General features: G+C 58.4%; 21 protein-coding genes. 9 read left to right on the plus strand and 12 right to left on the minus strand.

The genetic code is table 11. The features are described from left to right. Positions 1–26: 26 nt before the first annotated feature. From TU86_RS12300 to hutC, 5 genes are all read right to left on the minus strand, one after another. Positions 27–1,430 (minus strand): amino acid permease, encoded by a 1,404-nt coding sequence (locus TU86_RS12300; RefSeq protein WP_048364583.1) that lies wholly within the window; start codon positions 1,428–1,430, stop codon positions 27–29. Between the two features lie 73 nt (positions 1,431–1,503). Next, positions 1,504–3,036, minus strand: coding sequence for a histidine ammonia-lyase (hutH, locus tag TU86_RS12305; RefSeq protein ID WP_048364584.1), 1,533 nt, complete (start codon positions 3,034–3,036; stop codon positions 1,504–1,506). A 102-nt stretch (positions 3,037–3,138) separates the two neighbouring features. Next, positions 3,139–4,866, minus strand: coding sequence for a urocanate hydratase (hutU, locus tag TU86_RS12310; protein WP_088500062.1), 1,728 nt, complete (start codon positions 4,864–4,866; stop codon positions 3,139–3,141). A gap of 270 nt (positions 4,867–5,136) precedes the next feature. Further along, entirely contained in the window at positions 5,137–5,715 is a 579-nt protein-coding gene (locus tag TU86_RS12315; protein ID WP_048364585.1) for a HutD/Ves family protein, read from the minus strand. After that, entirely contained in the window at positions 5,712–6,422 is a 711-nt protein-coding gene (hutC, locus tag TU86_RS12320; RefSeq protein ID WP_173426985.1) for a histidine utilization repressor, read from the minus strand. Before hutC ends, TU86_RS12315 begins: the two co-directional genes overlap by 4 nt. 146 nt (positions 6,423–6,568) lie before the next feature. Here hutC and TU86_RS12325 point away from each other — a divergent pair, with 146 nt between their 5' ends. Both TU86_RS12325 and TU86_RS12330 read left to right on the plus strand, forming a co-directional pair. Continuing rightward, positions 6,569–7,933, plus strand: coding sequence for a formimidoylglutamate deiminase (locus TU86_RS12325; RefSeq protein ID WP_048364587.1), 1,365 nt, complete (start codon positions 6,569–6,571; stop codon positions 7,931–7,933). 371 nt (positions 7,934–8,304) lie between these two features. Next, a complete protein-coding gene (locus tag TU86_RS12330) occupies positions 8,305–9,435 on the plus strand; it encodes a hypothetical protein (RefSeq protein WP_048364588.1) in 1,131 nt (376 codons plus the stop codon). 63 nt (positions 9,436–9,498) lie between these two features. On the opposite strand, the gene TU86_RS12335 is transcribed toward TU86_RS12330, so the two are convergent. Continuing rightward, complete coding sequence (locus TU86_RS12335; RefSeq protein WP_048364589.1) at positions 9,499–11,436, minus strand: RecQ family ATP-dependent DNA helicase; 1,938 nt, start codon at positions 11,434–11,436, stop codon at positions 9,499–9,501. A gap of 256 nt (positions 11,437–11,692) precedes the next feature. Between TU86_RS12335 and TU86_RS12340 the strand changes: the two genes are divergently transcribed. After that, complete coding sequence (locus tag TU86_RS12340; RefSeq protein WP_048364590.1) at positions 11,693–12,043, plus strand: DUF1493 family protein; 351 nt, start codon at positions 11,693–11,695, stop codon at positions 12,041–12,043. Positions 12,044–12,133: 90 nt separating this feature from the next. On the opposite strand, the gene TU86_RS12345 is transcribed toward TU86_RS12340, so the two are convergent. Continuing rightward, positions 12,134–13,675 carry a phosphoenolpyruvate carboxykinase gene (locus TU86_RS12345; RefSeq protein WP_048364591.1) on the minus strand — a complete coding sequence of 514 codons (1,542 nt, stop codon included), beginning with the start codon at positions 13,673–13,675 and terminating at the stop codon, positions 12,134–12,136. A gap of 179 nt (positions 13,676–13,854) precedes the next feature. Further along, entirely contained in the window at positions 13,855–14,757 is a 903-nt protein-coding gene (gene hslO, locus TU86_RS12350) for an Hsp33 family molecular chaperone HslO (RefSeq protein ID WP_048364592.1), read from the minus strand. A gap of 100 nt (positions 14,758–14,857) precedes the next feature. Here hslO and TU86_RS12355 point away from each other — a divergent pair, with 100 nt between their 5' ends. Further along, complete coding sequence (locus TU86_RS12355; protein WP_048364593.1) at positions 14,858–15,655, plus strand: phosphatase PAP2 family protein; 798 nt, start codon at positions 14,858–14,860, stop codon at positions 15,653–15,655. Positions 15,656–15,698: 43 nt separating this feature from the next. Here TU86_RS12355 and TU86_RS12360 read toward each other — a convergent pair whose 3' ends face one another. After that, positions 15,699–16,106 (minus strand): RNA-binding S4 domain-containing protein, encoded by a 408-nt coding sequence (locus TU86_RS12360; protein ID WP_048364594.1) that lies wholly within the window; start codon positions 16,104–16,106, stop codon positions 15,699–15,701. Between the two features lie 395 nt (positions 16,107–16,501). Here TU86_RS12360 and rimB point away from each other — a divergent pair, with 395 nt between their 5' ends. Together rimB and rimK are read left to right on the plus strand one after the other, a co-directional pair. Next, positions 16,502–16,984, plus strand: coding sequence for a retropepsin-like aspartic endopeptidase RimB (rimB, locus tag TU86_RS12365; protein WP_048364595.1), 483 nt, complete (start codon positions 16,502–16,504; stop codon positions 16,982–16,984). Further along, on the plus strand, positions 16,981–17,886 hold the full coding sequence (gene rimK, locus TU86_RS12370; RefSeq protein WP_048364596.1) for a 30S ribosomal protein S6--L-glutamate ligase: 906 nt from the start codon (positions 16,981–16,983) through the stop codon (positions 17,884–17,886). Before rimB ends, rimK begins: the two co-directional genes overlap by 4 nt. Before the next feature lie 172 nt (positions 17,887–18,058). Here the strand turns inward: rimK and TU86_RS12375 are convergent, their stop codons facing one another. Continuing rightward, positions 18,059–19,372 (minus strand): ATP-binding protein, encoded by a 1,314-nt coding sequence (locus TU86_RS12375; protein ID WP_048364597.1) that lies wholly within the window; start codon positions 19,370–19,372, stop codon positions 18,059–18,061. A gap of 110 nt (positions 19,373–19,482) precedes the next feature. Beyond that, entirely contained in the window at positions 19,483–20,223 is a 741-nt protein-coding gene (gene ompR, locus TU86_RS12380; protein WP_048364598.1) for an osmolarity response regulator transcription factor OmpR, read from the minus strand. Positions 20,224–20,581: 358 nt separating this feature from the next. Between ompR and TU86_RS12385 the strand changes: the two genes are divergently transcribed. The 3 genes from TU86_RS12385 (at position 20,582) to gshA (ending at position 25,065) form a co-directional block, all read left to right on the plus strand. After that, positions 20,582–22,903 carry a Tex family protein gene (locus tag TU86_RS12385; RefSeq protein ID WP_048364599.1) on the plus strand — a complete coding sequence of 774 codons (2,322 nt, stop codon included), beginning with the start codon at positions 20,582–20,584 and terminating at the stop codon, positions 22,901–22,903. Continuing rightward, on the plus strand, positions 22,903–23,283 hold the full coding sequence (locus TU86_RS12390; RefSeq protein WP_048364600.1) for a PaaI family thioesterase: 381 nt from the start codon (positions 22,903–22,905) through the stop codon (positions 23,281–23,283). The genes TU86_RS12385 and TU86_RS12390 overlap by 1 nt, the downstream gene beginning before the upstream one ends. A gap of 198 nt (positions 23,284–23,481) precedes the next feature. Continuing rightward, positions 23,482–25,065, plus strand: coding sequence for a glutamate--cysteine ligase (gshA, locus tag TU86_RS12395; protein ID WP_048364601.1), 1,584 nt, complete (start codon positions 23,482–23,484; stop codon positions 25,063–25,065). 73 nt (positions 25,066–25,138) lie between these two features. On the opposite strand, the gene argA is transcribed toward gshA, so the two are convergent. Continuing rightward, positions 25,139–26,437, minus strand: a complete 1,299-nt coding sequence (gene argA / locus TU86_RS12400) for an amino-acid N-acetyltransferase (RefSeq protein ID WP_048364602.1) — start codon at positions 26,435–26,437, stop codon at positions 25,139–25,141. Positions 26,438–26,460 lie beyond the last annotated feature (23 nt).

Here is a 26,460-nt window from a genome sequence, read left to right on the forward strand (position 1 = left end):
ACTTACTCCGCCGTTAAACGTTGGGATCAGGACAATTCAACCTGCGGTTTGACCGCCAGTTTGGCCACCGGCTTTACCCACAACCGGTAAGCCACAACCAAGCATGCAATCCAGACTACGCCGACAATCAAGGCCGCACGGGTGTCAGGGAAATAACCCAGCACGCCAAAGATAAACACCATGAAGACTGTGGCTGCAATCGGAGCATACGGCCAGAACGGCACCGGAAACTTGAGCTGCGCCACTTCTTCAGCGCTCATCGAACGGCGCATGGCCATTTGCGTGACCAGAATCATCAACCATACCCAGACGGTCGCAAAAGTCGCAATCGAGGCGATGATCAGGAAGATGTCTTGCGGGATCAGGTAATTGAGCACCACGCCTGCCAGCAGCGTCACGCCCATGACCAACACCGTCATCCAGGGCACACCGTGGCGTGAGATCTGCGCGAAGCCTTTAGGCGCCTGCCCTTGTTGAGCCAGGCCAAACATCATGCGACCCGCGCCGAAGATATCGCTGTTGATGGCAGACACTGCGGCTGAAATCACCACGATGTTGAGGATCGTCGCCGCCGAGCTGATGCCCAGGCTGTCAAAAATCTGCACAAACGGGCTGCCTTGCGTGCCGATCTGCGTCCACGGGTAAATGGCCATCAGTACAAACAGGGTCAACACGTAGAACAGCAAAATACGCAATGGCACTGCGTTGATGGCTTTCGGGATCACGCGTTGTGGGTCTTTGGCTTCACCGGCTGTAATACCAATGATCTCGATGCCGCCAAAAGCAAACATCACCACGGCAAACGAAGCGATCAAACCGCCGACGCCGTTGGGCATGAACCCGCCAAAGGACCACAGGTTGCTGATCCCGGTGGCGGATGCGTGCGAACTGCCCGCGCTGCCGATCCCAAACAGCATGATGCCGAAACCGGCCAAAATCATCGCCACGATGGCCGCGACCTTGAGCAGCGACAACCAGAACTCCATTTCACCAAAGACTTTGACGCTGCACAGGTTCAGGCCGCCAATCAGCAGCACAATGCCCAGTACCCAAATCCAGCGCGCGACGTCAGGGAACCAGAACCCCATGTAAATACCGAACGCGGTGATATCGGCCAAACACACGATGATCATCTCGAAGGCGTAGGTCCACCCGAGGATGAAACCCGACATCGGCCCTAGATAAGTGCTGGCGTAATGCCCAAACGACCCGGAAACCGGATCACGCACGGCCATTTCGCCCAGTGCGCGCATCACCATGAACACTGCCGCGCCACCGATCAGGTACGCCAGCAATACCGCAGGCCCGGCCATTTGGATGGCCGCGGCAGAACCGTAGAACAGTCCCGTCCCAATCGCTGAACCCAGCGCCATGAAACGGATGTGGCGAGCCGATAGCCCGCGCTTCAAACCTTGAGCTTGCTTGTGCATTTCGCGCGTCCTTAATTATTTTTGTCGGCGAACACAGCCGCACAGAGGGCCAAAGCCCTCTGCGACGTTGTGATTACAGGCTGGGCAGAATTTGCGCAGGCACCAGCGCATTCAGGCAGCGCGACGCCAGCAGCTGCATGGCCGCCTCAATGTCCGGGGCGAAGAAACGGTCCTTCTCATAGAACGCGACCTTGTCGCGCAACGTGGTGCGGGCGATTTCGAGCTTGGGTGAGGTTTTCAGGCCATCGCGCAAATCCAGGCCCTGACACGCCGCCAGCCACTCGACCGCCAGTACGCCGCGCACGTTTTCAGCCATTTCCCACAGACGCTTGCCCGCAGCAGGTGCCATAGACACGTGGTCTTCTTGGTTCGCCGACGTAGGAATGCTATCCACACTGTGCGGATGCGACAACGCCTTGTTCTCGCTGGCCAGCGCTGCGGCAGTCACTTGGGCAATCATAAAGCCGGAGTTGACCCCGCCATTGCCCACCAAAAAGGGCGGCAATTGCGACATGTGTTTGTCCATCATCAGCGAAATACGGCGCTCGCTCAGCGAGCCGATCTCAGCAATGGCCAAGGCCATGTTATCGGCGGCCATTGCCACCGGCTCGGCGTGGAAGTTACCGCCTGAAATCACATCGCCCTGCTCGGCGAACACCAACGGGTTATCCGACACGGCGTTGGCTTCAATGCCCAACACTTCGGCGGCCTGACGGAACTGAGTCAGGCACGCGCCCATGACTTGCGGCTGGCAACGCAGGGAATACGGGTCTTGAACTTTGTCGCAGTGCTTGTGGGACAACGACACTTCACTGCTTTCACCCAGCAAGTCGCGGTAAATCGCGGCGGCGTCGATTTGCCCCCGCTGACCACGCGCCGCATGAATGCGCGGGTCAAACGGGGAGCGCGAACCCAGCACCGCTTCAACGGTCAAACCTCCGCACGCCATCGCGGCGGCAAACAGGTCTTCACCTTCAAATAACCCGCGCAGAGCAAATGCGGTGGACACCTGCGTGCCGTTGAGCAGCGCCAGACCTTCTTTCGCGGCCAAGGTCAGCGGCTCAAGACCGGCCTGTTTCAACGCAGTGCGTGCGTCCAGCCATTCACCTTTGTAGCGCGCCTTGCCTTCGCCCAGCAGCACCAGCGACATGTGCGCCAAGGGCGCCAAATCACCTGATGCGCCCACTGAACCTTTGAGCGGAATGTGCGGATAAACCTGGGCATTGATCAGCGCGATCAATGCATTGATCACCACGCGACGAATACCGGAGAAACCACGGCTCAAGCTGTTGACCTTGAGCACCATGATCAGGCGCACCAGATCATCGCTGATCGGTTCGCCAATGCCTGCCGCGTGAGACAACACCAGCGAACGCTGTAGGTTTTCGAGGTCCGCGCTGGCGATTTTGGTCGACGCCAGCAGACCGAAACCGGTGTTGATACCGTAGGTGGTGCGATTTTCAGCCAAAATTTGTTCAACACACGCCACGCTGGCGTCAATCTGCGCCGAGGCGCTTTCGTCCAGCGTGAGGGCCACAGGCTGCTGATAAATGTCACGCAGCTGGGCAAGGCTCAGTTGGCCGGGGATCAGGTTTAGCTCAAGCACGTTAATACTCCTTCACGTGTGTTGATAAATAGTAGAAGCCGTTTGAAACGATCTTGTTTTAGGTAGGCGCGAGCCGTGCTCACGCCTACCGAGTGTCGTGGTTTAACCGTTGATCATCGGCAGGTTCAGGCCCTGTTCGTTGGCGCACTCGATGGCGATGTCGTAGCCCGCATCGGCATGGCGCATCACACCGGTAGCCGGGTCGTTGTGCAACACACGGGCGATACGTTCGGCCGCTTCGTCGGTGCCATCACAGACGATGACCATCCCCGAATGCTGCGAGAAGCCCATGCCCACTCCGCCACCGTGGTGCAAGGAGACCCAGGTCGCACCGCTCGCGGTGTTGAGCAAGGCGTTGAGCAAGGGCCAATCGGAGACTGCATCCGAACCGTCCTGCATGGCTTCGGTTTCGCGGTTGGGGCTGGCCACCGAGCCGGAGTCGAGGTGGTCGCGGCCAATCACGATCGGCGCTTTCAGTTCGCCGCTGCGCACCATTTCGTTGAAGGCCAGGCCCAACTTGGCGCGTTGGCCCAGGCCGACCCAGCAAATACGCGCGGGTAAGCCCTGGAAGCTGATGCGCTCGCGGGCCATGTCCAGCCAGTTATGCAGGTGCGCATCATCGGCGATCAGTTCTTTGACCTTGGCGTCGGTTTTGTAGATGTCCTCCGGGTCCCCCGAGAGCGCGACCCAGCGGAATGGACCTACGCCGCGGCAGAACAGGGGGCGGATATAAGCAGGTACAAATCCAGGGAAGTCGAAGGCGTTTTCGACACCGACTTCTTTGGCCATCTGACGAATGTTGTTGCCGTAGTCGAAAGTCGGAATGCCTTGCTTCTGAAACGCCAGCATCGCTTCGACATGTTCACCCATCGAGGCTTTAGCCGCTTTGACCACCGCTGCCGGATCGGTCACGGCACGGTCGCGGTATTGCTCCCAAGTCCAGCCTTTGGGCAGATAGCCATTGAGCGGATCGTGAGCGCTGGTCTGATCGGTGACCATGTCCGGGCGTACACCACGGCGCACCATTTCTGGCAGCAGTTCAGCAGCGTTCCCACACAGGGCAATAGAAATAGCTTTGCCTGCTGCGGTGTATTTCGCGATACGTGCCAGCGCGTCATCCAGATCAGTCGCTTGCTCATCGACATAGCGCGTGGCCAGACGGAAATCGATGCGGCTTTGCTGGCACTCGATGTTCAGCGAGCACGCGCCTGCCAACGTAGCGGCCAACGGCTGCGCACCGCCCATGCCGCCCAAGCCGGCGGTGAGTACCCACTTGCCTTGGAGGCTGCCGTTGTAATGCTGACGACCGGCTTCAACGAAGGTTTCGTACGTTCCTTGCACAATCCCCTGACTACCGATGTAAATCCAGCTACCAGCCGTCATCTGCCCGTACATGGCCAGACCCTTGGCGTCGAGTTCGTTGAAGTGCTCCCACGTAGCCCAATGCGGCACCAGGTTGGAGTTGGCAATCAGCACACGCGGTGCGTTGCTGTGGGTTTTGAACACGCCGACCGGTTTGCCGGATTGCACCAGCAGGGTTTCGTCGTCATTGAGGTGAGTCAGGCTTTCGACGATTTTGTCGTAGCACTCCCAGTTGCGCGCCGCACGCCCAATGCCGCCGTACACCACCAACTCGGTCGGGTTCTCGGCCACTTGCGGGTCGAGGTTGTTCATCAACATCCGCAACGGGGCTTCGGTCATCCAGCTTTTAGCCGTGAGTTGGGTGCCTCGGGCAGCGCGGATTTCACCGTCACGGTGGCGGGTGAACTCGGCAGGCGATTGGGGTGTAGTTGAAGTCACGGGTAACTCCTCAGCAATGGGCAGACGCATACTTATGTACTTGTACATACAAGCATATGCAAGTAAGCGGCCAACGTGAGGATTCGCAGCATGAAACTCTTGGAGGCCCCGAAAATAGAGGGCTGAGCAACGGAGGGGGATTGCACAGACAACGGAGGGGCAAGCGATGGGATGTTACGGAAACGGGTTTTTGCGCTGTTTTGGGGCGTTCGGTAACAAATTGCGTAGGCGCTACCGAAGGCTGCGATTTTTTAGACGATCAAAAGCTCGCAGCCTTCGGCAACGCCAACGCGGGGGATTTCAGGTGGGGCTTAATTCGATCACGCAGCAGCGGCCCGTCACGGTGATTTCCAGCAACGCACCGTCATTGCTCAGTCGCAGGCAATCGTAACGGCCCAGGTGTTGGTGCTGAGTGTTACCGATACCCACGTGCACTTGCTCGCTGGCGCTGAACACCAGCACCGTGTGCGCCGCGCTGAAAAAACGCTGCGGTGTAACACTATCCAGCCATTGCAGGCGCGCGCTGTAACGGTTGGGGGCATAGATCAAATTGAAGTCGCGGATCGGGCCATCTATTAACGTGCAGCTCACCGCACTTTCACCCCTAAAGGCGAAGGCATCGAACGGTAACAAGGCACGCGTGTGTAGCCCGTCCACTTGCAGGTTCATGCCTGCGCCTTGCAGCACGCTAATGATTCGCTGATAGCCTTCAAAGCGCGAAAACCCGCCCGACTCGCCAATGTCGGCAATCGACAGGCGCCAGCCAAAACCCTCAAGACCTTCGCCTGCGTCACGGGTGATTTCTTCGGTGCTCCCGCCGCCGTTTTTCCACGGCATGCGCGGGTAATCAGCGGCGCGTAAGACAGTCAATTCGTTCATTTACTGAAACGTCCTTCAAGGCGATGGCGGGAGCCGGGATGAATCAAACGGGCCACTGTGACCGGCTGGCGCCCCGACCAGGTACGACGGCGAATCAGCAGGCAAGGCTCGCCCGGCTCAATTTGCAGCAACTTGCACTCTTTGGGGTCAGCCAGAATCGCCTCGACCACGTGCTCGCCTTCCGTCAACGGTGCGACTTGAGACAAGTAGGCGTAAGGCGTTTGCTGAGTGAAATCCTGCTTGAGGTAGTCCGGCGCCACTTGCGCGTTGACGAAACGGTCCTCTATTTGCACGGCAATGCCGTTCTCGTAATGCACGATCAACGAATGGAAGACTTTTTGCCCTTCACGCATGTCCAGCACCGCTGCACGTTCAGAGCCTGCCGCTTCTTCGCCCAGGCTGATGACTTTGCAACTGTGCTGATGGCCGCGGGCGGCGATCTCATCGGCGATGTTGTTGACTTCAAACAGTGCGGATTGGGACTTGGGTTCGGCCACAAAGGTGCCCACACCTTGCATACGCACCAGCAGGCCGTCGGCGGTCATTTCACGCAGGGCGCGGTTGATGGTCATACGGCTGAAGCCCAATTGGCTGACCAGCTCACTCTCGGAAGGGACGCGGTGGTGCGGCGGCCAGTTACCACTCTTGATTTGCTGAGTGATCATCTGTTTCACACGGGCGTACAGGGGCGCCGGACTGTCGCCCATCTGGGCAGCCAGCGGGTTCACGGCAGGCGGAGTCGGCACAGGCAATCCTTGTTGAAGAGTAAAGAGGCGTAGCTTGCCGGAGTTTACCGAGCAGGCAAACGTCTGTATATGTATATACAAATAACAAACAATGGGGTACCCAACCGATGTCCGTCTTCTTTGCCGAGCGTGCGCTGTTACCCACAGGCTGGGCGACCAATGTCCGAATCGAGGTCGGCAAGGATGGCCTCCTCTTGAGCCTTGAAGCCAATACCGACGCCTCTGGCGCCGAACGCGTGCACGGCCCGCTGCTGCCGGGCATGCCAAACCTGCATTCTCACGCCTTTCAACGCGCGATGGCCGGCTTGGCCGAAGTGGCTGGCAACCCCAATGACAGTTTTTGGACCTGGCGCGATTTGATGTATCGCCTTGTCGGAAAAATCAGCCCTGAACAGCTAGGCGTCATCGCGCGCCAGCTGTACATCGAGATGCTCAAGGCGGGTTACACCTCGGTGGCCGAGTTTCATTATGTGCATCACGATGTTTCTGGGCGGCCTTACGCCAACCCCGCCGAGCTGGCGCTGCACATCAGCGAAGCCGCCCGCTGCGCAGGCATTGGTCTGACCCTGCTGCCGGTGCTGTACAGCCACGCCGGTTTTGGTGGCCAAGCGCCAAGTGAGGGCCAGCGGCGCTTCATCAACAGCACCGAGCACTACCTGCAACTTCACCAACAGTTACAACCGCTGATAGCCCAACAACCGGCCCAAGCGCTGGGGCTGTGTTTTCACTCCTTACGCGCGGTCACTGCGCAGCAAATCCACGACGTGCTGAGCGCCAGCAATAGCACCTGCCCGGTGCATATCCACATCGCCGAGCAACAAAAGGAAGTCGACGACTGCCTAAGCTGGAGCGGCAAACGTCCGATTGAGTGGCTGTATGACAACGTTGACGTCGACTCACGCTGGTGCCTGGTGCACGCCACCCATGCCAATGCGGCGGAAGTAGCGCGGATGGCTAACAGCCAGGCCGTAGCCGGGTTGTGCCTGACCACGGAAGCCAATCTGGGGGATGGACTTTTCCCGGCGGTAGATTATCTGGCCCAAGGCGGCCGCCTGGGCATCGGCTCGGACAGTCATGTGTCGTTGAGCGTGGTTGAAGAGCTGCGCTGGCTGGAATACGGCCAGCGCCTGCGCGACCAGCGCCGCAACCGCGTGTATCGCGCCGACCAACCTATGGTCGGCCGAACGCTGTTTGACGCGGCACTGGCCGGAGGCGCGCAGGCAATGGGCCAGCCGGTCCGCGGGCTGGCAGTGGGTCAGCGCGCCGATTGGCTGGTACTCGACGGTAACGATCCCTACCTGGCCACAGCCCAGGGTGACGCCATTCTCAATCGCTGGCTGTTTGCCGGTAGCGACCGTCAGGTGCGTGATGTGCTGGTTAATGGCCAGTGGGTGATACGCGATGGCCATCACGCTGACGAAGTCGACAGCTGCCGCGACTTTACTCGTGTGCTCAAGGAGCTGGTGGGGTAGCAGTTCCTGAAGGCGACGTCCGATTGCGAACCGACCGTAAATCCGATGAATGCGGGATGTCTGCGGCACCGCGTTGAATGACCTTACGACCGCTTCGCGCCCGATCGCAGCCTCGTGTTACTCGTCAGCGACTACACGCAAATTGGGGTAGTAGTTGCCGAAGGCGACGTCTGAGTGCGCTGTGATCATAAACCCGATGAATGCGGTTGAATGACCTTACGACCGCTTCGCGCCCGGACGCAGCCTCGTGTTACTCGTCAGCGACTACAGGCCTCATTGGAATCGCTTCCTATCGCGGTAATTTCTCCTTCTGATACGCGATTTTGCCGACAGTTACCTTGTGTTCTCTCCAATGAACGCAAGGATTTATCGTGACTACAGTAACTGTTTACTTCTGCGGCACCGGTTCCACCAAGTTCGATGCCACCCATGAAAACTATTGGAATGGCGAGCTGATTTCGACACTGGCCGCCCACAGCAAAGGCCGTGAATTTGCCGAATGGATCGTCGTCGACGGTCCAGGCAGCGGCAACTTGCAAGCCGATGAGATGTTCGTGCAGAACAAGGAATACGGCATGACCGGCAGCCTGTTCGGCAAAGGCTGGGAAGAGAACGTCAAGCACGCGCTGAGCATTCTCAAAGGCAAGTGTGAATGGCAGCGCGAGAAACTCACCGAAGCCGAATACAACCGCCTCAAAGCGGCCGGCATTCCCATCGAAGATGTGACCGTGACCGGTTCGTGGATGTGGCGCAAATACGATTACGGCAACCGCGCCGTGACCCAGCAACAGTTGCAAGAGCAACTGATCAAAACCTTCCGCAAGGACGGCGTGATTCCGACCCAGGTCAACCTGGTGGGCTGGAGCCGTGGCGCGGTGAGCTGCCATATGCTGGCCAACGCCATGCTCAACGACAATGAGCTGAAAAACGTCCCGGTCAATATCTTCGCCGTGGACCCGGTGCCAGGCCCAATGAACTTCCAGAATGCACGGGTTGAACTGGGTAAAAACGTTCAGGAGTACGTAGGCTTTTTTGCTCGTGATGAACGCTCTAAAGGGTTTTCTTGCGTCGTTCCAGAAACGGCCTCCAACACTCGCGTACACATCTACCCAATGGCCGGGCGTCACGCCACTTTGGTGGGCAACGCAGCGGCTGATGGTGATAAAGGCGCGAAAGTGCTGGCTGAGCCGGGAGTGGTGGTGCGTCACTTCGCAGAAATGTGCCTGACCCGTTGGGGCGTGCCACTGGACAAGCGCTTGAGCCTGTCAGCGGCAGATCTGGAAACCCAGCACAAAGCCATCGTGAGCGACGACGCGAAATACGCAGCGATGCACAAGTACTCCTACACAAAGATCACCGAGTCGGAGAAAAACGAACGTTACGCCTCGCTGGGCAGTAAAGGCATCGCCTTTAGCGCCATCAAAGGCGCTCCGTATGTGCCGCCAGCCGGTCTGTCACAGAGCCTGGCCTACAACCCGGCAACCTACAAAGACATCGTTTGATGTAACGCGCTAACGCCAGCCCCCCACCAAGGGGGCTGGCTTTTTTGTGCGTAATTGCTGGGTTTACATGGCCTGCAAATGCACCGCCGCCCAGTCACGCACCGCTGCGTAGGGATAGTTTTCCAGCACGGCGAAACCGGGAATCGCCCGGGCTTTCATCTTGGTGAACATCGGCACACTGATGCCACACAAGAATCGGGTCACCCGTTCAGCCGGGGGATAACTTCCCGCGTACGCCTGGTGCCTGTGGATAAACGCGTCGCACAAAGCTTCGAAGTTTTTATCCACAAGCGGCGCCAGCGCGGGAGGCTCAGGCAATTGCGCCACGTGGCCTGCGCACACCGAACAATGCCCGCACTGTTGCGGTGCCTGCACGTCGCCAAAGTAATGCGCCAGGCGATAGCTCAGGCAGGTCTCACTGGCAAACAAGGCCAACATCGCGTGAATCCGCTCGATCTCGCCCTGCTCATGGGCCGTGAAGTAGCGGTGCAACTCAACGCTCAAGGCGTCCACGTCAACGTCGCTCACCAGCAGGCTGTAGACCTCTGTCATCTGCTTGCTTTCAAGCTCGATCCAGCCTTTCTCCTGGAAATAATCCAGGGCTTTGACCACCCGATTACGCTCTGCCTGATGCTGTGCATAAAGCGCGTCGAAATTGACCGTCGCCCACGTACGGGCACGGCTGGACGTCTGGATAATGGCGCTCACGAAATCCCGGCGTTCGCCCTCAAACCTGGCCAACAGCGCGTCTGGCTCGATCAGGTATTTGAAACGGTACTCGGCAAAATAGGCGTAACGCGGCGCAATCAGGCCACGCAGTTCCAGTTGCACCAACAAGGTTTTGAGCGGTAGCTGACGAATATTGCTCTGATCGGCCAAAGGCAAGAGCATGAATTCCCACTCCCCTTGGGCAATGGCCGCCTTCAATTCTTCCAATACACAGCGAATGCCTTGCAGCTCCGGTGTGTCGCCATACACAAAGTTCTCCAGCACGTTCAGGCTGTCGCGATTGGCCAGCACCAGGCAGTCCGAAGGCTGGCCGTCACGCCCGGCCCGACCGATCTCCTGACTGTAGTTTTCGACCGATTTGGGCAAGTCAAAATGCACCACGTTGCGAATGTCGCTCTTATCGATCCCCATGCCAAAGGCGATGGTGGCGACGATGCAGTTCAGTTGCCCGCCCATGAACTGGCGCTGAATGCTTTCGCGTTGATCGTGGGGCAAACCTGCGTGGTAGGCATTGGCACTGATGCCGTGCTGGTTGAGGTGTTGCGCGATCTGTTCGGCGGTCTTTTGCAGCGTGACGTAAACAATGCTCGGCTGGCCGCTGCGCTCGCCCATCCACTGCACCAGACGCTGGCGCTTGGCGGTACCGGTCACGGGTTCAACCCACAGATTGAGGTTGGCGCGGTAAAAACCGGTGGTGATGACATCCGTCTCGGCAATGGCGAATTTGGCCTGCATGTCAGCGATCACATTCGGCGTCGCCGTGGCCGTTAGCAGTAAGGCTTGTGGGATGTTGAACTGGCGCTGGTAGTCCGGCAGCTTCAAATAGTCCGGACGGAAGTTATGGCCCCATTCGGAAATGCAATGCGCTTCATCCACCACCAACAGAGACAGGGGTACTTGCTGCAAAAAATGTCGGAAACGCTCGTTTTTCAGGCGTTCGACCGAAATCATCAGAATCTTCAACTCTCCCGCCTTGGCACGGGCCATGACCGAATTGGCCTCGTCGCGGCTCTGCGCCGAATCAATACTGGCGGCGGCAATGCCGTGGCGCTGCAAAAACGCCAGTTGATCCTGCATCAGCGCCAGCAGTGGCGACACCACCAGCGTCAGGTGGGGCAGCAATAAAGCAGGCAGTTGATAGCACAACGACTTGCCTGAGCCGGTGGGGAAAATCGCCGCCGCCGAACGCCCGGCCAGCACAGCGCTGATCGCCGCTTCCTGGCCCGCTCTGAACTGTGGATAACCGAATACCTGTTCCAGGGTGTTGTACATGACTGTCACTCCATTGACCGTTGCACAGCGCAAAAGGCTAGCGCGCAGATCGAGAAAAGGTCGCGGGTAAATTGAGAGGGGATGATACAGCGTCGGCTGCCATTGTTCGGGCATTGAGACCGGTGTAGCTGCGCGAGGCTGCGGCCCTCCCCGTGCTCAGGTTTACGGCCGCTTCGCGCCCGATAGCAGCCTCGTACCTCGACAGCGACTACGCGACTGCGCTGTACTGGGCGCATTCTGTTAAGGACTCGTGCCCATGAAACTCGCCTCTGACCTCCCGGACTCTCACACCCTGCGCGAATTGATGCAGGTGCTGCACGAAGAAATCGGCCTGCCAGAACACAAGACCGTCAGCCTGAAGACCTCGATCAACATCGACCTGGCGTGCAACGGCAGCGATGCCCAGCACTTGATGGAAACCCTGGAGCAGCACTTCAGCCTGGAATTGGCCGACTACGATGCCTACCGCTATTTTCAACCGGCCGGCAACGACCCGCACCTCAAGCGCAATGCCAAAGGCCGGGAACGCAAAGTGCCATTGACGATTGGCATGCTGTACGAGGCGATCAAGGCCGGGCATTGGGATACACAAACACTGGAAGCCTGAATACCCGCGCAAGAGCTGCGTCAATCTTCAGGTACAAAAAAGCCGCCCTTTCAGGCGGCTTTTTCATGGATCAGCTCACTGATCGAAGGCTTATGCCTTCGGGCCAGCCGCTTTGATCGCGTCGCTCACGTCGAACTTCTTGAAGTTCTCGGTGAACAGGCCAGCCAATGCTTTGGCGGCTTCATCGTAGGCAGCTTGGTCAGCCCAAGTGTTGCGCGGGTTGAGCAGAACAGTGTCCACGCCCGGTACGGTTTTTGGCACGTCCAGGTTGATGATGTCCAGGTGCTCGGTTTCTGCGCCGATCAGCGCACCGCTCTGGATGGCAGCGATCACAGCACGGGTGGTCGGGATGTTGAAACGCTTGCCAACGCCGTAGCCACCGCCGGTCCAGCCGGTGTTAACCAGGTAAACCTTGGAGCCGAAACCACGGATGCGCTTGATCAGCAGCTCTGCATATTCGCCCGCCGGACGCGGGAAGAATGGCGCGCCGAAGCAGGTGGAGAAGGTCGACTTGATGCCGCTGCCCGAACCCATTTCAGTCGAACCCACCAGTGCGGTGTAGCCAGACAGGAAGTGGTAAGCCGCTTGTTCTTCGCTGAGGATCGACACCGGTGGCAGTACGCCGGTCAGGTCGCAGGTCAGGAAGATCACAGCGTTTGGCTCGCCGCCCAGGTTCAGCGGGGCGCGTTTTTCGATCAGCTCACGCGGGTAAGCGGCGCGGCTGTTCTGCGTCAGGCTGTCATCGGTGTAATCAGGTTTTTTGTTGGCGTCGAGTACGACGTTTTCCAGCACGGCGCCGTGCTGGATGGCTTTCCAGATAACCGGCTCGTTTTTCTCGGACAGGTCGATGCACTTGGCATAGCAACCGCCTTCGATGTTGAACACGACGCCCACGCCCCAGCCGTGTTCGTCGTCACCGATCAGGTAACGGCTTTCATCCGCCGACAGGGTGGTTTTACCGGTGCCCGACAGGCCGAAGAACAGGGTCACGTCGCCCTCTTCGCCCATGTTGGCCGCACAGTGCATCGGCAGAACGTCAACCGCTGGCAGCAGGAAGTTCTGAACCGAGAACAGGGCTTTTTTCATTTCGCCGGCATAACGCATGCCCGCGATCAGGACTTTTTTGGCTGCAAAGTTGATGATCACGCAACCGTCGGAGTGGGTGCCATCACGCTCAGGCTCGCACACGAAGTTCGGTGCGTTGATCACTTGCCACTCGTCTTTGCCGGCCGGGTTGTACTGCTCCGGGTTGATGAACAGGCAACGGCCAAACAGGTTGTGCCACGCGGTTTCGGTGGTCATTTTGACGGGCAGGTAGTGCGCCGGATCAGAACCTACATGAACGTGGGACACGAAACGCTCACGCTCGCCCAGATAGGCAGAAACGCGGTCCCACAGGGCATCGAACTTGTCAGCCGGGAACTTGCGGTTGATCGGGCCCCAGGCAATGGCGTCCTGAGTGCTCGGCTCTTCAACGATAAAGCGATCAGCTGGCGAACGGCCTGTGCGATGGCCCGTTGTAACAACCAGTGCGCCATTGTCGGCAAGCTCACCTTCACCACGGTTCAGGGCTTCTTTGACCAGATCGTCGATGCTCAGATCGGTGTACACGGCGTTATTAGCTTGCGTCATGAGGTTCCCCGTCGGCCATTGGCCGATTGCGCCAAACATTTTGTAGTAGAAATTTTTGCACTACTACCGCGAAAAAAGTGGGCCGGATTATGCCAGAAACGCCCAAAAAAAGTAGGGTCCACCTGTCAGAACCGCGTTGTACGGGGCTTTGACAGGGGTTTTACCTGCGCTGAAACGTTTTAGTGCTGAGTGCCGGAAGGCGACTCAACCCCTGCACCGGCAAACAATTGATCAACATCGGCCGCGTCAAACAGATAGCGCTCGTTGCAAAACTGGCAGTCGATTTCGATATGGCCGCCGTGTTCCTTGACCAGATTGAGCGCGTCGTCATGGCCCAAACTGGTCAGCGCATTGCCCGAACGCTCGCGCGAGCAACTGCACTGGAATTCAATGCGCTCGTCAGCGAATACGCGCAACTCTTCCTCGTGAAACAAACGCATCAGGATGTTTTCGTTGTCCAGCCCCAACAGTTCTTCGACTTTCAGGGTGTCGCCCAGCATATTCAGGCGCTGCCAGCTGTCGTCGCGCTCCTCTTCATCGTTGATCACCTCGGCAGGCAGTTGCTGCAAGAGCATGCCGCGCGCGCGCTTACCGTCAGCCGCCAGCCAAAAACGCGTTGGCACCTGATGCGACATCACAAAATAGTGGGTGAAACAGGCTGACAAGTCTGCACGGTCAAGATCGACGATGCCTTGATAGCGTTTACCACCCGCAGGGTCGATGGTCAGGGCCAACACGCCGTTGGGCATCAGGTCGGCCAAGGTGGCATCCGCCTTGATCTGGTCGGCTTTAAAACGGGCCAGACCGCGAATTTCACGCTCGCTGGTGATTTCGATCATCAGCAAGGGAACCGGGCCTTCGGAGCGCGCCTGAAGACTCATTAACCCCTCAAATTTCAAGCTGCCCACTAACAATGCAGCGGCGGCCATCAACTCACCCAGCAACTGTTGAACCGGCTGCGGATACGTGTGCTTGGCCAGTACTTCGGCGTAGCTGTGATCCAGCGAAGCCAACTCGCCACGGGTGTCGGAGTTGTCGAAGATGAAGCGCTGAGTGACGTCGGTTTTAGGTAGATCAGACATAGGAATAGGGTTCTAAATTGGTGACAAAATGTGTTCGAGTCTTTATAAAGGCGCGTTTTTAGCACCGGTATGGTGCAAAAACCAGCCAAGGGGGCACGTCATGAATAATCCCACTCTGTTCCAAACAAGGTGGAACCTCGGAGCCCTAGCGGGATGTAATTTACTCGCTCTGGGACTTCTGTGTTTCTGGTTATGGCCGTTCGGCCAAATTCTGTGCCTGACTTTCGACGACTGGTTGTTCCATCTGCTCAATCGCCCATTGGCTGATAACCCTATATGGCTCCACATGTGGGCTGTTGCAAGTCTGCGACCCTTTGACGCAGTCGTCGGCATCATCATGTTGTCGCTGCTGATCAAGGGCAACTGGGTATTTGAAGCCACCCAGGTGCGTCGCGCCTTATTTGGCTTTTTGGCGATTCTGTTGCTGTTGGTGGTGATTCGCGCGGTATTTTCCAAGCTCACAGCCGCTATGGGCTGGCAGCACAACAGCCCCTCGATGGTGTTTGAAGACGCTATTCACTTGAGCGATTACTTCCCCGGCCTGGAAAAGACCTGGGAACTCAAAGACCGCTCCAGCCAGAGCTTTCCCGGCGACCATGCGTCTGTGTTGCTGATCTGGGGCATGTTCATGAGTGTGTTCAGCCGCACCCTAGGTCAGAAGGTCGTGATTTGGGGCCTGACGCTGCTGTTTATGATGCCGCGCCTGGTGGCGGGCGCCCATTGGGGCCAGGACGACTACATCGGCGGGCTGCTGCTGGCTTTCCTCGCCTTGGGCTGGGGCTATTACACCCCGTTTGCAGCCAAGGTTTCTGACGCACTGATGCGCGTTACAGCACCGATTTTCTCGCTGTTGCAACGCCTGCCGCTGGTGTCGCGCATGAGCGTGATCCGCGGCTAGGCAACCCGCTTCAGTTGCCTGAATCCGTCACCGTCAGGCGGATTTACTCGGCGCCACTGGCATCATGAAATTGATGCAGTTGGCGCCGTTGTTTTTTGGTCGGTTTACCTTCGGTGCTGATACCCATCGCACCCGCCTTGCGCAATGCGGCTGCCTGTTCGCGCTTGGCGATGCTCTGCTCGGTTTCGGCATACAGCAGTTGCGCTTCGGGGGCACCACGGCGCACCACAGACAGCGCCTTGACTTGCACGGTACGCTCTTCAAGGCCGACACGGATTTGCAGCTCATCGCCAACTCGCGGCTCTTTGCTCGGCTTGCAGCGCTCACCCCGGCAATGCACCTTGCCGCTTTCAATCGCCGCCTTGGCCAACGCACGGGTCTTGTAAAAACGCGCCGCCCATAGCCATTTATCCAGACGGATCTTGTCGTCGTCCTCTTGCTTGTGCGCCATTGGAATTCCTCTACATAGACAGAGTCAGAACTGTACTACCGTTTCAGGTAAATAGATGAACCTGGCATCGCACACGACAGGCCGAGGGATGAAACACTTGAACGCGAGATAACAGTCGCCATTTGGAGCAGTTTCTGCGTGAATACCGCACATTCGGCGTTTAAACGACCCGTGATGATGCCCGCGACCAGCACATGTTCGCGGGCTTGTCATGGCGGGTTCTAAATTGATCGTTAGAGTGCTTGTCGAAAGTATCAAACGCGTCGGTAAAAGGGATGTTCTGGGCGAGTGTAGAAAGTTTCTGATGCAGGCTCTTGGGTTCGCCAGCCCTGCATAGAAAGCATTGGCCCCAGCGCCTGCTGCGGCCTGGTCACGTTAATCGCTGGTTATTCATATTGAAGACATTTGATCATCTGACCGTTGTCGGTCTTCGCGAGTGGGTGGCGCTCCCTGATTTGGGCGTCGCGGGCTTGCGCGCCAAAATCGACACCGGTGCCAGTACCTCCAGCCTGCACGCCACTGAAATCGAGCCGTTTGAGCGCGACGGTGTCGAGTGGGTGCGGTTCAATGCCCACCTGGGCACGCGGGTGCAACTGCGTCACCGCCGTTGCGAGGCCCCGTTGGTGGCGATAAAAACCATTAAAAGCTCCAACGGCCATACCCAGGTACGGTATGTGATCCGCACCAGCCTCGCGCTGGGGGATCGGGTCTGGCAGGTTGAGTTCACCCTGGCCTGCCGCAAGTCCATGCGTTATCGCCTTTTGTTGGGTTCCAAAGCACTGATCGATGGCCAACTGGTCGTCAATCCGGGGCTCAAATACGTTCAAGACAAGCCGGTATTCCCGGTCACTACTACCTTTACCACAGGTGTTGCATGAAGATCGCTGTGCTGTCGCGTAACCCGCGTCTGTATTCCACTCGTCGTCTGGTTGAAGCCGGGACTGAACGAGGCCATGAAATGGTAGTGATCGATACCCTGCGCGCCTATATGAACATCGCCAGTCATAAGCCGCAGATCCACTATCGCGGCAAGCCGCTGGAAGGTTTCGACGCAGTTATCCCGCGTATTGGCGCTTCGGTGACGTTTTACGGCTGCGCGGTGCTGCGCCAGTTCGAAATGATGGGGGTGTTCCCGCTTAACGAATCCGTCGCCATCGCCCGTTCGCGGGACAAGCTGCGCTCCCTGCAATTGTTGTCCCGTCGCGGCCTGGGCTTGCCGGTGACCGGGTTCGCGCACTCCCCGGATGACATTCCCGACTTGATCGAAATGGTCAATGGCGCGCCACTGGTGATCAAAGTGCTGGAAGGCACGCAAGGCATTGGGGTGGTGCTGTGTGAAACCGCCACGGCCGCAGAATCCGTGATCGAGGCCTTCATGGGCCTCAAGCAAAACATCATGGTGCAGGAGTACATCAAGGAAGCCGGAGGCGCCGATATTCGCTGCTTCGTGGTGGGTGACAAGGTGATTGCCGCGATGAAGCGTCAGGCCAAGCCGGGGGAGTTTCGCTCCAACCTGCATCGGGGTGGCAGCGCCAGCCTGATCAAAATCACCCCGGAAGAACGCATGACCGCCATTCGTGCGGCCAAGGTCATGGGGTTGAGTGTGGCGGGGGTGGATATTTTGCGTTCCAACCACGGCCCGCTGGTGCTGGAGGTCAACTCCTCACCGGGCCTTGAGGGCATCGAAACGACCACGGGTAAAAACGTGGCCGGAATCATCATCGAGCATCTGGAGAAGAACAGCGGCCCGAACATGACGCGCACCAAAGGCAAAGGCTAAACAAGCCCGTAGGCACTGACGAGTAATGCGAGGCTGTGATCGGCGCCAGAGCCGTCGTAAACCCTACGATCACGGATCACGGTATTTCACAAACACCGCCGTGATCCGATTTGCGACCGATCGCAGCCTCGCGCCTCGCCAGCGCCTACCTTGCAGCCTCCATGCGCAATCTTTACACCGCTCCGCGCGGCAGCATCAGGCCCAACGGCAGGCGAACCCTGGCTTCAAGGCCGCCGCCCGAGCGGTTACGCAACTCAACATTGCCACCGTGCATGGAGGCAATTCGCTTCACGATTGCCAAGCCCAGCCCCGTCCCTTTACCGCCTCGTGCCCGATCCCCGCGGATAAACGGATTGAAGATGTCTTCAAGCTCTGAAGGATCAATACCGGCACCACGGTCCATCACGCTCAGCACCACATACGGCGCGCTGACGTCACCCGACACATAGGCGGCCACTTCAACGTCTTCACCCGCATGGTGCAGGGCATTGCCAATGAGGTTGTTGAGCAGGCGCTTCATTGATACCCGACGCAGCGGAAACGGCTGAATCGGCTGCAAACGAAGACGCACACGCTCCTCGTTCTGGTTGTAGGGCGCCACCACTTCGCGCACCAGCTCACACAGGTCCACCTCTTCGACCAGCTCGTCACGGCCATCGCGGATAAAAGCCAGGAACTGATCAAGGATCGCGTCCATGTCTTCAATGTCTCGCACCATGTCGTCCGTCAGGTCGCTGTGGTTGCCCATCAGCTCCAGCGACAAACGTAAACGCGTCAGCGGCGTACGCAGGTCGTGGGACACGCCTGCCAGCATCAGCTCACGCTCGCGGCCTGCCTGCTCCACGTCTTCAGCCATTTGGTTAAAGGCGCTGTACACCTCGGTCATTTCGCTGGGAGTGTCACTGATCGGCAAGCGCACACTGCGCCCCTGACCTAACTGGCGGGCCGCGTAAACCAGTCGTTTGAGCGGTTGATTGAGCTGACTGACGAAGATCCATGCCGACGCTGTGGACAACAACCCAATGGCCAAAAACCAGCCCAGCACACTCCATATTTTTTGCCCGCGTAGCGGGTGCGGATACAAAGGGACTTTCAGCCAGCCATCACCCAGGCTCGGCGCTCGTACCCACAGCGCCGGAGGAGAATGCACACGCAAGCGAACCTCGGTATCAGCTCCCAGCTCTGCCTGCATCTGACGCTGATAAACACCACTGTAGGGCCAATGTTGTTCACCCTCGGGTACACCGCCGCCCACTACACGGATCAGCCCGGCCGCATCGGCAATTTTGTCGCGATCTTCTTCATCTGCCGCCCAATAGGCACGCAAGGTGAGTGCAACACCGTGGCTGTACTGACGATCAACCAACACGTCTTCGTTCATCAGCAGGTACACCAGCGTCAGAGCCTTGGAAAACAAGACAACGATCAATACCAGCCAGAGGGTGCGAGAGAAAAAACTTTGGGGAAACCAGAGAGGGGTTTTCATAGATTGCTGCTTTTGCAGTTTGCAGGAGCGAGTTCAGGTACTCGCACAAAGGGGATTGCGAGCCACTCAGGTGTTGATAACCCGCGTGGCCCGCTCCTACAAATGGTTCATCACTTGGTCGGTTTACCATCCGGTACGAACACATAACCTACGCCCCAGACCGTCTGGATATAGCGCGGCTTGGAAGGATCAGGCTCGATCATGCGGCGCAGACGGGAAATTTGAACGTCGATTGAACGCTCCAGCGCATCCCACTCACGGCCACGGGCCAGGTTCATCAGCTTGTCGCGCGTCAACGGTTCGCGGGCATGCATGACCAAGGCTTTGAGTACCGCGAACTCACCGGTGGTGAGCATGTGCACTTCATCGCCACGCTTGAGTTCGCGGGTGGCCAGCGACAACTCGTAATCACCGAACGTGACGCTCTCGTCTTCGCTGCCCGGGGCGCCCGGCACAGGGGCTGCCTGACGCCGCAAGACGGCTTTGACACGCGCCACCAGCTCATCCGGGTTGAACGGCTTGGCCAGATAATCGTCAGAGCCCAATTCAAGGCCCTTGATACGGCTCAGTTCGTCGCCCTTGGCAGTCAGCATGATGATCGGGACGCTATTGCCGGCAGCGCGCAAACGTCGACACGCAGACAAGCCGTCTTCGCCAGGCAGCATCAAGTCCAGTACCACAAGGTTGAACACCTCACGGGCCAACAGGCGATCCATTTGCTCGACGTTCGGCACCGCGCGGGCACGATAGCCCTTACTGGTGAAAAAACGTTCGAGCAGGCTGCTTAGGCCCGGGTCGTCGTCAACGATGAGAATTTTTTCGCCTTCAGCAGTTTGTGCAGTGCTGCTCATTAGATGCTCCTGTGATCTCGGCGCGCATTATGGCTTAGCTGTTGTTATACGCATCGTGTGCATTGTTAGCAGATTTTTCCTTCACAGCCAGTACACAGATCATAGCGGGCGCAGCTTGCAGTCCCCTGAATCCGGGAACGCTGGTTATAATGCGCCGCCTTTTGTGTCAGGCAACCTCATATTTTCAAAGTTTGCGGCCGAATTTATTTTTTCAATACGTGCCGTAATTTGCTGACTTCACGGGTCAACAGGCTGCCCTTTTGGCCCAGGCAGCGGCGTTTAACGAGCCGCTCAACCAGCCTCGCAAGCCTTCAAGCCCGGGCCTGCGAGCCTGCATCACAATTTGTCAGGTGGTTTTATGGACAGCATCAACAGCCGCATCGCCGAAGAACTTGGCGTGCGCCCGCAGCAGGTCGAAGCGGCCGTCGCTCTTCTGGATGAAGGTTCCACCGTTCCCTTCATCTCCCGTTACCGTAAAGAAGTGACCGGCAGCCTGGATGACACCCAACTTCGTCATCTGGAAGAACGCCTGCGCTACCTGCGTGAACTCGACGAACGGCGCATCAGCATCCTCGCCAGCATCGAAGAACAAGGCAAGTTGACGCCAGAACTGGCCCGTGACATCAAGCTGGCCGACACCAAAACCCGCCTTGAAGACTTGTACCTGCCCTACAAGCAAAAACGCCGCACCAAGGGCCAAATCGCCCTGGAAGCGGGCCTAGGCGAATTGGCTGACGGCCTGTTCAATAATCCAGACCTGAGCCCCGAGGCCGAAGCTGCCCGTTTCATCGATGCCGAAAAAGGCGTGGCAGACGTCAAGGCCGCCCTCGATGGCGCCAAATACATCCTCATGGAGCGCTTCGCAGAAGACGCCACCCTGCTGGACAAACTGCGCAGCTTTCTCAAACAAGAAGCCACCCTCAGTGCCCGCGTCATTGCCGGCAAAGAAGAGGAAGGCGCCAAGTTCCGCGATTATTTCGAACACGACGAACCGCTCAAAAGCATGCCGTCGCACCGTGCGCTGGCGATTTTTCGCGGTCGCAACGAAGGCATTCTCAGCTCTTCGCTTAAAGTCGGCGAAGAACTGCCGGGCAGCATGCACCCCGGCGAAATGATGATTGCCGAACGTTTCGGCCTGCAAAACCAGAACCGCCCGGCAGACAAATGGTTGAGCGAAGTGGTGCGCTGGACGTGGAAGGTCAAGCTTTACACCCACCTCGAAACCGACCTGCTGGGTGAGCTGCGAGACGGCGCCGAAACCGAAGCCATCAACGTGTTTGCGCACAACCTGCACGATTTGCTCCTGGCCGCACCGGCTGGCCCGCGTGCCACGCTGGGGCTGGACCCGGGCCTGCGCACCGGTTGCAAAATTGCCGTGGTCGATGCCACCGGCAAGTTGCTGGAATACGCCACCGTGTACCCGCATGTGCCGCACAACAAGTGGGACCAGACGATTTCGATCCTCGCGGCTCTGTGCGCCAAGCATTCGGTGGAACTGATCGCCATCGGTAACGGCACGGCCAGCCGCGAAAGCGACAAACTGATCATCGACCTGATCAAAAAATACCCGGCGCTGAAAGTCACCAAAGTCATGGTGTCCGAGGCTGGCGCATCGGTGTACTCGGCGTCCGAGCTGGCCGCCAAGGAATTCCCGGACCTGGACGTGTCGATCCGTGGCGCCGTGTCGATTGCTCGTCGCCTGCAAGACCCGCTGGCTGAACTGGTGAAAATCGACCCGAAATCCATTGGCGTAGGCCAATACCAGCACGACGTGTCCCAGCTCAAGCTGGCGCGCGGCCTGGATGCTGTGGTCGAAGACTGCGTAAACGCCGTGGGCGTGGACGTAAACACCGCTTCGGTGGCCCTGCTGGCCCGTATTTCCGGCTTAAACGCCACGTTGGCACAAAACATCGTGAATCACCGCGATGAAAATGGCGCGTTTAAAACCCGTGCAGCACTGAAAAAAGTCAGCCGTCTGGGCGAAAAAACTTTCGAACAAGCTGCTGGTTTCTTACGTGTAATGAACGGTGACAACCCGTTGGACAGCTCGGCGGTTCACCCCGAAGCGTATCCACTGGTCAAACGTATCGCCTCCGACACAGAACGCGATATTCGCTCGCTGATCGGCGACGCAGGCTTTCTCAAGCGTCTTGATCCAAAAAAATTCACTGACGAAACCTTTGGTTTGCCAACGGTCACCGACATCCTGCAAGAGCTGGAAAAACCGGGCCGCGATCCGCGTCCTGAGTTCAAGACCGCCGAGTTCCAGGAAGGCGTCGAAGACCTCAAGGACTTGCAGCTGGGCATGATGCTGGAAGGCGTGGTCACCAACGTGACCAACTTCGGTGCCTTCGTCGACATCGGCGTGCATCAGGACGGTTTGGTGCACATTTCGGCGCTGTCCGAGAAGTTCATCAAAGACCCGCGTGAAGCAGTGAAAGCCGGTGACGTGGTCAAGGTCAAAGTGATGGAAATCGACATCCCGCGCAAACGCGTGGGCCTGTCGATGCGCATGAGCGACACCCCCGGCGAGAAAATCGACGGCGCACGCGGCGCACGTCCGGGTTCCTCCGGGCGTCAGCCAAATACCGCGCCGCGTAAAGAAACCGTGGCTGCAGCCCCTTCCAATAACGCGATGGCCTCGCTGTTCGCCAACGCCAAGCCGTTGAAGAAACGCTGATGCAGATCCCGACCGGGCTGACCCAAAGCGCTTTCAGTGAACTGATCGGCTGTCGCGTGGTGCAACTGGATGAAGGGCTGGCGCATGTCGCCCTGAGTCTGGAACCGCACCTGCGCAATCGTGGCGGCAAGCTGCATGGCGGGGTGATATTCAGCCTGGTCGACATCAGCATGGGGCTGGCCTGCTCCAGCGCCCATGGTGACCAACAAAGCGTCACCCTGGAGTGCAAAATCAACTACATCCGGGCGGTGTCCGACGGCGAAGTGCTGTGTATCGCCAAGGTCATCCACCCCGGTCGTCGCACGCTGGTCGTCGAAGCTGACGTGCTGCAAGGCGACAAGCTGGTCGCAAAAGCACTAGGCACATTCGCTGTCCTGTAGCGGTTACCGGTCGATTTGAGTTAATTTCGGCACTGCATACGCGGTGCCGAAATGCGCCTGGAGCGCCTGGGGCCGAAACACGGACGGGGCTGAGCACTACTTTTTAAAGCCAGGCGACCACGCCGGCTTCAACTTCACCCTTGTAGACCGTCCTGACCACCCCCATATTGGGGCGACTGACGCGTGAAGGAATCCAACTTGAGCCAACTTCTCAACCGCCGCCTGGCTCTGCTCAGCGAGCGCGCTAACCTCACTCTGCTGGAGCAGTGTCTGCACGGGATCGAGCGCGAATGCTTGCGCGTCACCGGCGATGCCCGCCTGGCACAGACGCCGCACCCCGAAGAACTGGGTTCGGCCCTGACCAACGATCAAATCACCACCGACTATTCCGAGTCGCTGCTGGAGTTCATCACCCCCGCCCTGCCTGACCCGGCAGACACGCTGGCCAGCCTCGACAAGATTCACCGCTTTGCCTACAGCAAGCTCGGCAACGAGTTCCTGTGGAGCCCTTCGATGCCGTGCCCATTGCCGGCCGAAGCGGATATTCCGATTGCCTACTACGGCACCTCCAACATCGGACAGCTCAAGTACGTTTATCGCAAGGGCTTGGCCCTGCGTTACGGCAAAACCATGCAATGCATTGCCGGGATTCACTACAACTTCTCGCTGCCCGAGGCGTTGTGGCCGGTGCTCAAAGAGGCTGATGGCTTTGTGGGCACCGACCGCGATTACCAGTCCAGCGCTTACATCGCGCTAATTCGTAACTTTCGTCGTTACAACTGGTTGCTGATGTACCTGTTCGGCGCGTCACCGGCGCTGGACGCAGGCTTCTTGCGCGGCCGTGCGCACCAGTTGGAACAACTGGATGCCGACACGCTTTACCTGCCCTATGCCACCAGCCTGCGCATGAGCGACCTGGGTTACCAGAGCAATGCCCAAGCGGGCCTGACGCCCTGCTACAACGATCTCAACAGCTACACCGACAGCCTGCGTAAAGCTGTGGCCACGCCCTACGCACCGTACGTCGAAATCGGCACGCATCAGGATGGCGAGTGGGTGCAGCTGAACACCAACATCCTGCAAATTGAAAACGAGTACTACTCCAACATCCGCCCAAAACGCGTGACCTACAGCGGCGAGCGCCCGATTCAAGCGCTGGTAGCCCGTGGTGTTCAATACGTTGAAGTGCGATTGCTGGACATCAACCCGTTCCTGCCGGTAGGCATTGATCTGCCCGAGGCACGCTTTCTGGACGCCTTCTTGCTGTACTGCGCGCTGCAAGAAAGCCCGCAGTTCAACAGCCAGGAATGCAGCAGTTGCACGTCCAACTTCATGAGTGTGGTCAAAGAAGGTCGCCGCCCGGGCCTGCAACTGCAGCGCGACGGCGAGGCGGTCGACATGAAGGCATGGGCTGGTGAATTGCTGGAGCAGATCGCGCCATTGGCCGCGTTGCTGGATCAACGTCATGGTGGCGATGCGCACAGCAAAGCTCTGGACGAGCAATTGGCCAAAATCAAAGACGTGTCCCTGACCCCGTCGGCCAAAGTATTGGCCAGCATGGTTGAGCGCAAAGAAAGCTTTGCCCAATTCTCCATGCGCCAAAGCCAGACTCACGCCGAGTATTTCCGCAGTGAAGCACTGAGCCCTGAAGACCAGGCGGCATTCGAAGAAAAAGTCCGCACATCACTGCTCGAGCAAACTGAAATTGAGCAGACTGAAGAAGGCGATTTCGACCTATTCGTGGCTTCCTACCAAGCCAGTATTTTGGCGATCAGTAACTAAGCCGGCGTGGCGGCCACAGGGGTTCCATCCGGGACGCTCTGTAGCCGCCGAAGGCTTGCGTCGATCCGGCGCTTTACAGCGCCTTTTCAAAGATCTTGGAGTTGCGCTGGAAGTTATAGAGCGATGCTCGCGCCGCCGGTAAACGCTCGACGCTGCTCGGCTCGAAACCACGTTCGCGAAACCAGTGGGCCGTGCGCGTGGTTAATACGAACAGGGTTTTGAGGCCCTGTGCCCGCGCCCGTTGTTCGATGCGCTCAAGCAGTTCATCCCCCCGGCGACCATGTCGGTATTCCGGGTTCACCGCCAGGCACGCCAGTTCGCCCGCATCCGAGTCGGCAATCTGATACAGCGCCGCGCAGGCGATGATCATGCCTTCGCGCTCAACCACGCTGAACTGCTCAATCTCACGCTCCAGCACTTCGCGCGAACGACGCACCAGAATCCCCTGCTCTTCCAGCGGGCTGATCAGGTCGAGCAAGCCACCGACGTCTTCAATCGCCGCTTCGCGGATCTTTTCGAATTGCTCCTGCGCAACCAGCGTGCCACCACCGTTGCGGGTGAACAGTTCGGTCAGCAATGCGCCGTCTTCGGCGTAGCTGACGATGTGGCTGCGGGCTACCCCGCCACGGCAGGCTTCCGCGGCGGCTTCCAGCAGTTCGGCCTGGTAATCGCTGCCCAGGCGCAGCATGTGTGCAGGCACTTGTTGCGGGCGCAGCTCACGCACCAGGTGACCGTCTTCGTCGAGCAAGCCCGGTTCGGCGCCGAACAACAGCAATTTGTCCGCACTCAAATCGATGGCCGCGCGCGTGGCCACGTCTTCGCAGGCTAAATTGAAAATCTCGCCGGTCGGCGAATACCCCAGGGGTGACAGCAGTACGATTGAGCGCTCGTCGAGCAGGCGATTAATGCCCTTGCGGTCCACCCGCCGCACTTCGCCGGTGTGGTGATAGTCCACGCCGTCAAGCACGCCAATCGGGCGCGCGGTCACCAAGTTGCCACTGGCCACCCGCAGCCGCGAGCCTTGCATCGGCGAGGAGGCCATGTCCATCGACAGGCGCGCTTCGATGGCAATGCGTAAATGGCCTACGGCGTCGATCACACATTCCAGCGTCGGCGCATCCGTAATGCGCATGCCTTCGTGGTAATGCGGTGTCAGGCCGCGGGCTTGCAGGCGGTGTTCGATTTGCGGGCGCGAGCCGTGAACCAGCACCAGCCGCACGCCCAGGCTGTGCAGCAGCACCAGGTCGTGGACGATGTTGCCGAAATTGGGGTGTTCAACGCCATCGCCAGGCAGCATGACGACAAAGGTGCAATCGCGGTGGGCATTGATGTAAGGGGACGCGTGACGTAGCCAGTTAACGTAATCGGGCATAACCGAAGCCTGTAGAAAAGTGA

The sequence above is a fragment of the Pseudomonas weihenstephanensis genome, from assembly GCF_001043055.1.
GTDB lineage: Bacteria > Pseudomonadota > Gammaproteobacteria > Pseudomonadales > Pseudomonadaceae > Aquipseudomonas > Aquipseudomonas weihenstephanensis.

Excerpts from the sequence above, each read along its gene's own strand:
- TU86_RS12300 (WP_048364583.1), bottom strand. The coding sequence starts at position 1,430 with ATGCACAAGCAAGCTCAAGGTTTGAAGCGCGGGCTATCGGCTCGCCAC.
- hutU (WP_088500062.1), bottom strand. The coding sequence starts at position 4,866 with ATGCGTCTGCCCATTGCTGAGGAGTTACCCGTGACTTCAACTACACCC.
- TU86_RS12315 (WP_048364585.1), bottom strand. The coding sequence starts at position 5,715 with ATGAACGAATTGACTGTCTTACGCGCCGCTGATTACCCGCGCATGCCG.
- hutC (WP_173426985.1), bottom strand. The coding sequence starts at position 6,422 with ATGGGCGACAGTCCGGCGCCCCTGTACGCCCGTGTGAAACAGATGATC.
- TU86_RS12325 (WP_048364587.1), top strand. The coding sequence starts at position 6,569 with ATGTCCGTCTTCTTTGCCGAGCGTGCGCTGTTACCCACAGGCTGGGCG.
- TU86_RS12335 (WP_048364589.1), bottom strand. The coding sequence starts at position 11,436 with ATGTACAACACCCTGGAACAGGTATTCGGTTATCCACAGTTCAGAGCG.
- TU86_RS12340 (WP_048364590.1), top strand. The coding sequence starts at position 11,693 with ATGAAACTCGCCTCTGACCTCCCGGACTCTCACACCCTGCGCGAATTG.
- TU86_RS12345 (WP_048364591.1), bottom strand. The coding sequence starts at position 13,675 with ATGACGCAAGCTAATAACGCCGTGTACACCGATCTGAGCATCGACGAT.
- hslO (WP_048364592.1), bottom strand. The coding sequence starts at position 14,757 with ATGTCTGATCTACCTAAAACCGACGTCACTCAGCGCTTCATCTTCGAC.
- TU86_RS12355 (WP_048364593.1), top strand. The coding sequence starts at position 14,858 with ATGAATAATCCCACTCTGTTCCAAACAAGGTGGAACCTCGGAGCCCTA.
- TU86_RS12360 (WP_048364594.1), bottom strand. The coding sequence starts at position 16,106 with ATGGCGCACAAGCAAGAGGACGACGACAAGATCCGTCTGGATAAATGG.
- rimK (WP_048364596.1), top strand. The coding sequence starts at position 16,981 with ATGAAGATCGCTGTGCTGTCGCGTAACCCGCGTCTGTATTCCACTCGT.
- TU86_RS12375 (WP_048364597.1), bottom strand. The coding sequence starts at position 19,372 with ATGAAAACCCCTCTCTGGTTTCCCCAAAGTTTTTTCTCTCGCACCCTC.
- ompR (WP_048364598.1), bottom strand. The coding sequence starts at position 20,223 with ATGAGCAGCACTGCACAAACTGCTGAAGGCGAAAAAATTCTCATCGTT.
- TU86_RS12385 (WP_048364599.1), top strand. The coding sequence starts at position 20,582 with ATGGACAGCATCAACAGCCGCATCGCCGAAGAACTTGGCGTGCGCCCG.
- TU86_RS12390 (WP_048364600.1), top strand. The coding sequence starts at position 22,903 with ATGCAGATCCCGACCGGGCTGACCCAAAGCGCTTTCAGTGAACTGATC.
- argA (WP_048364602.1), bottom strand. The coding sequence starts at position 26,437 with ATGCCCGATTACGTTAACTGGCTACGTCACGCGTCCCCTTACATCAAT.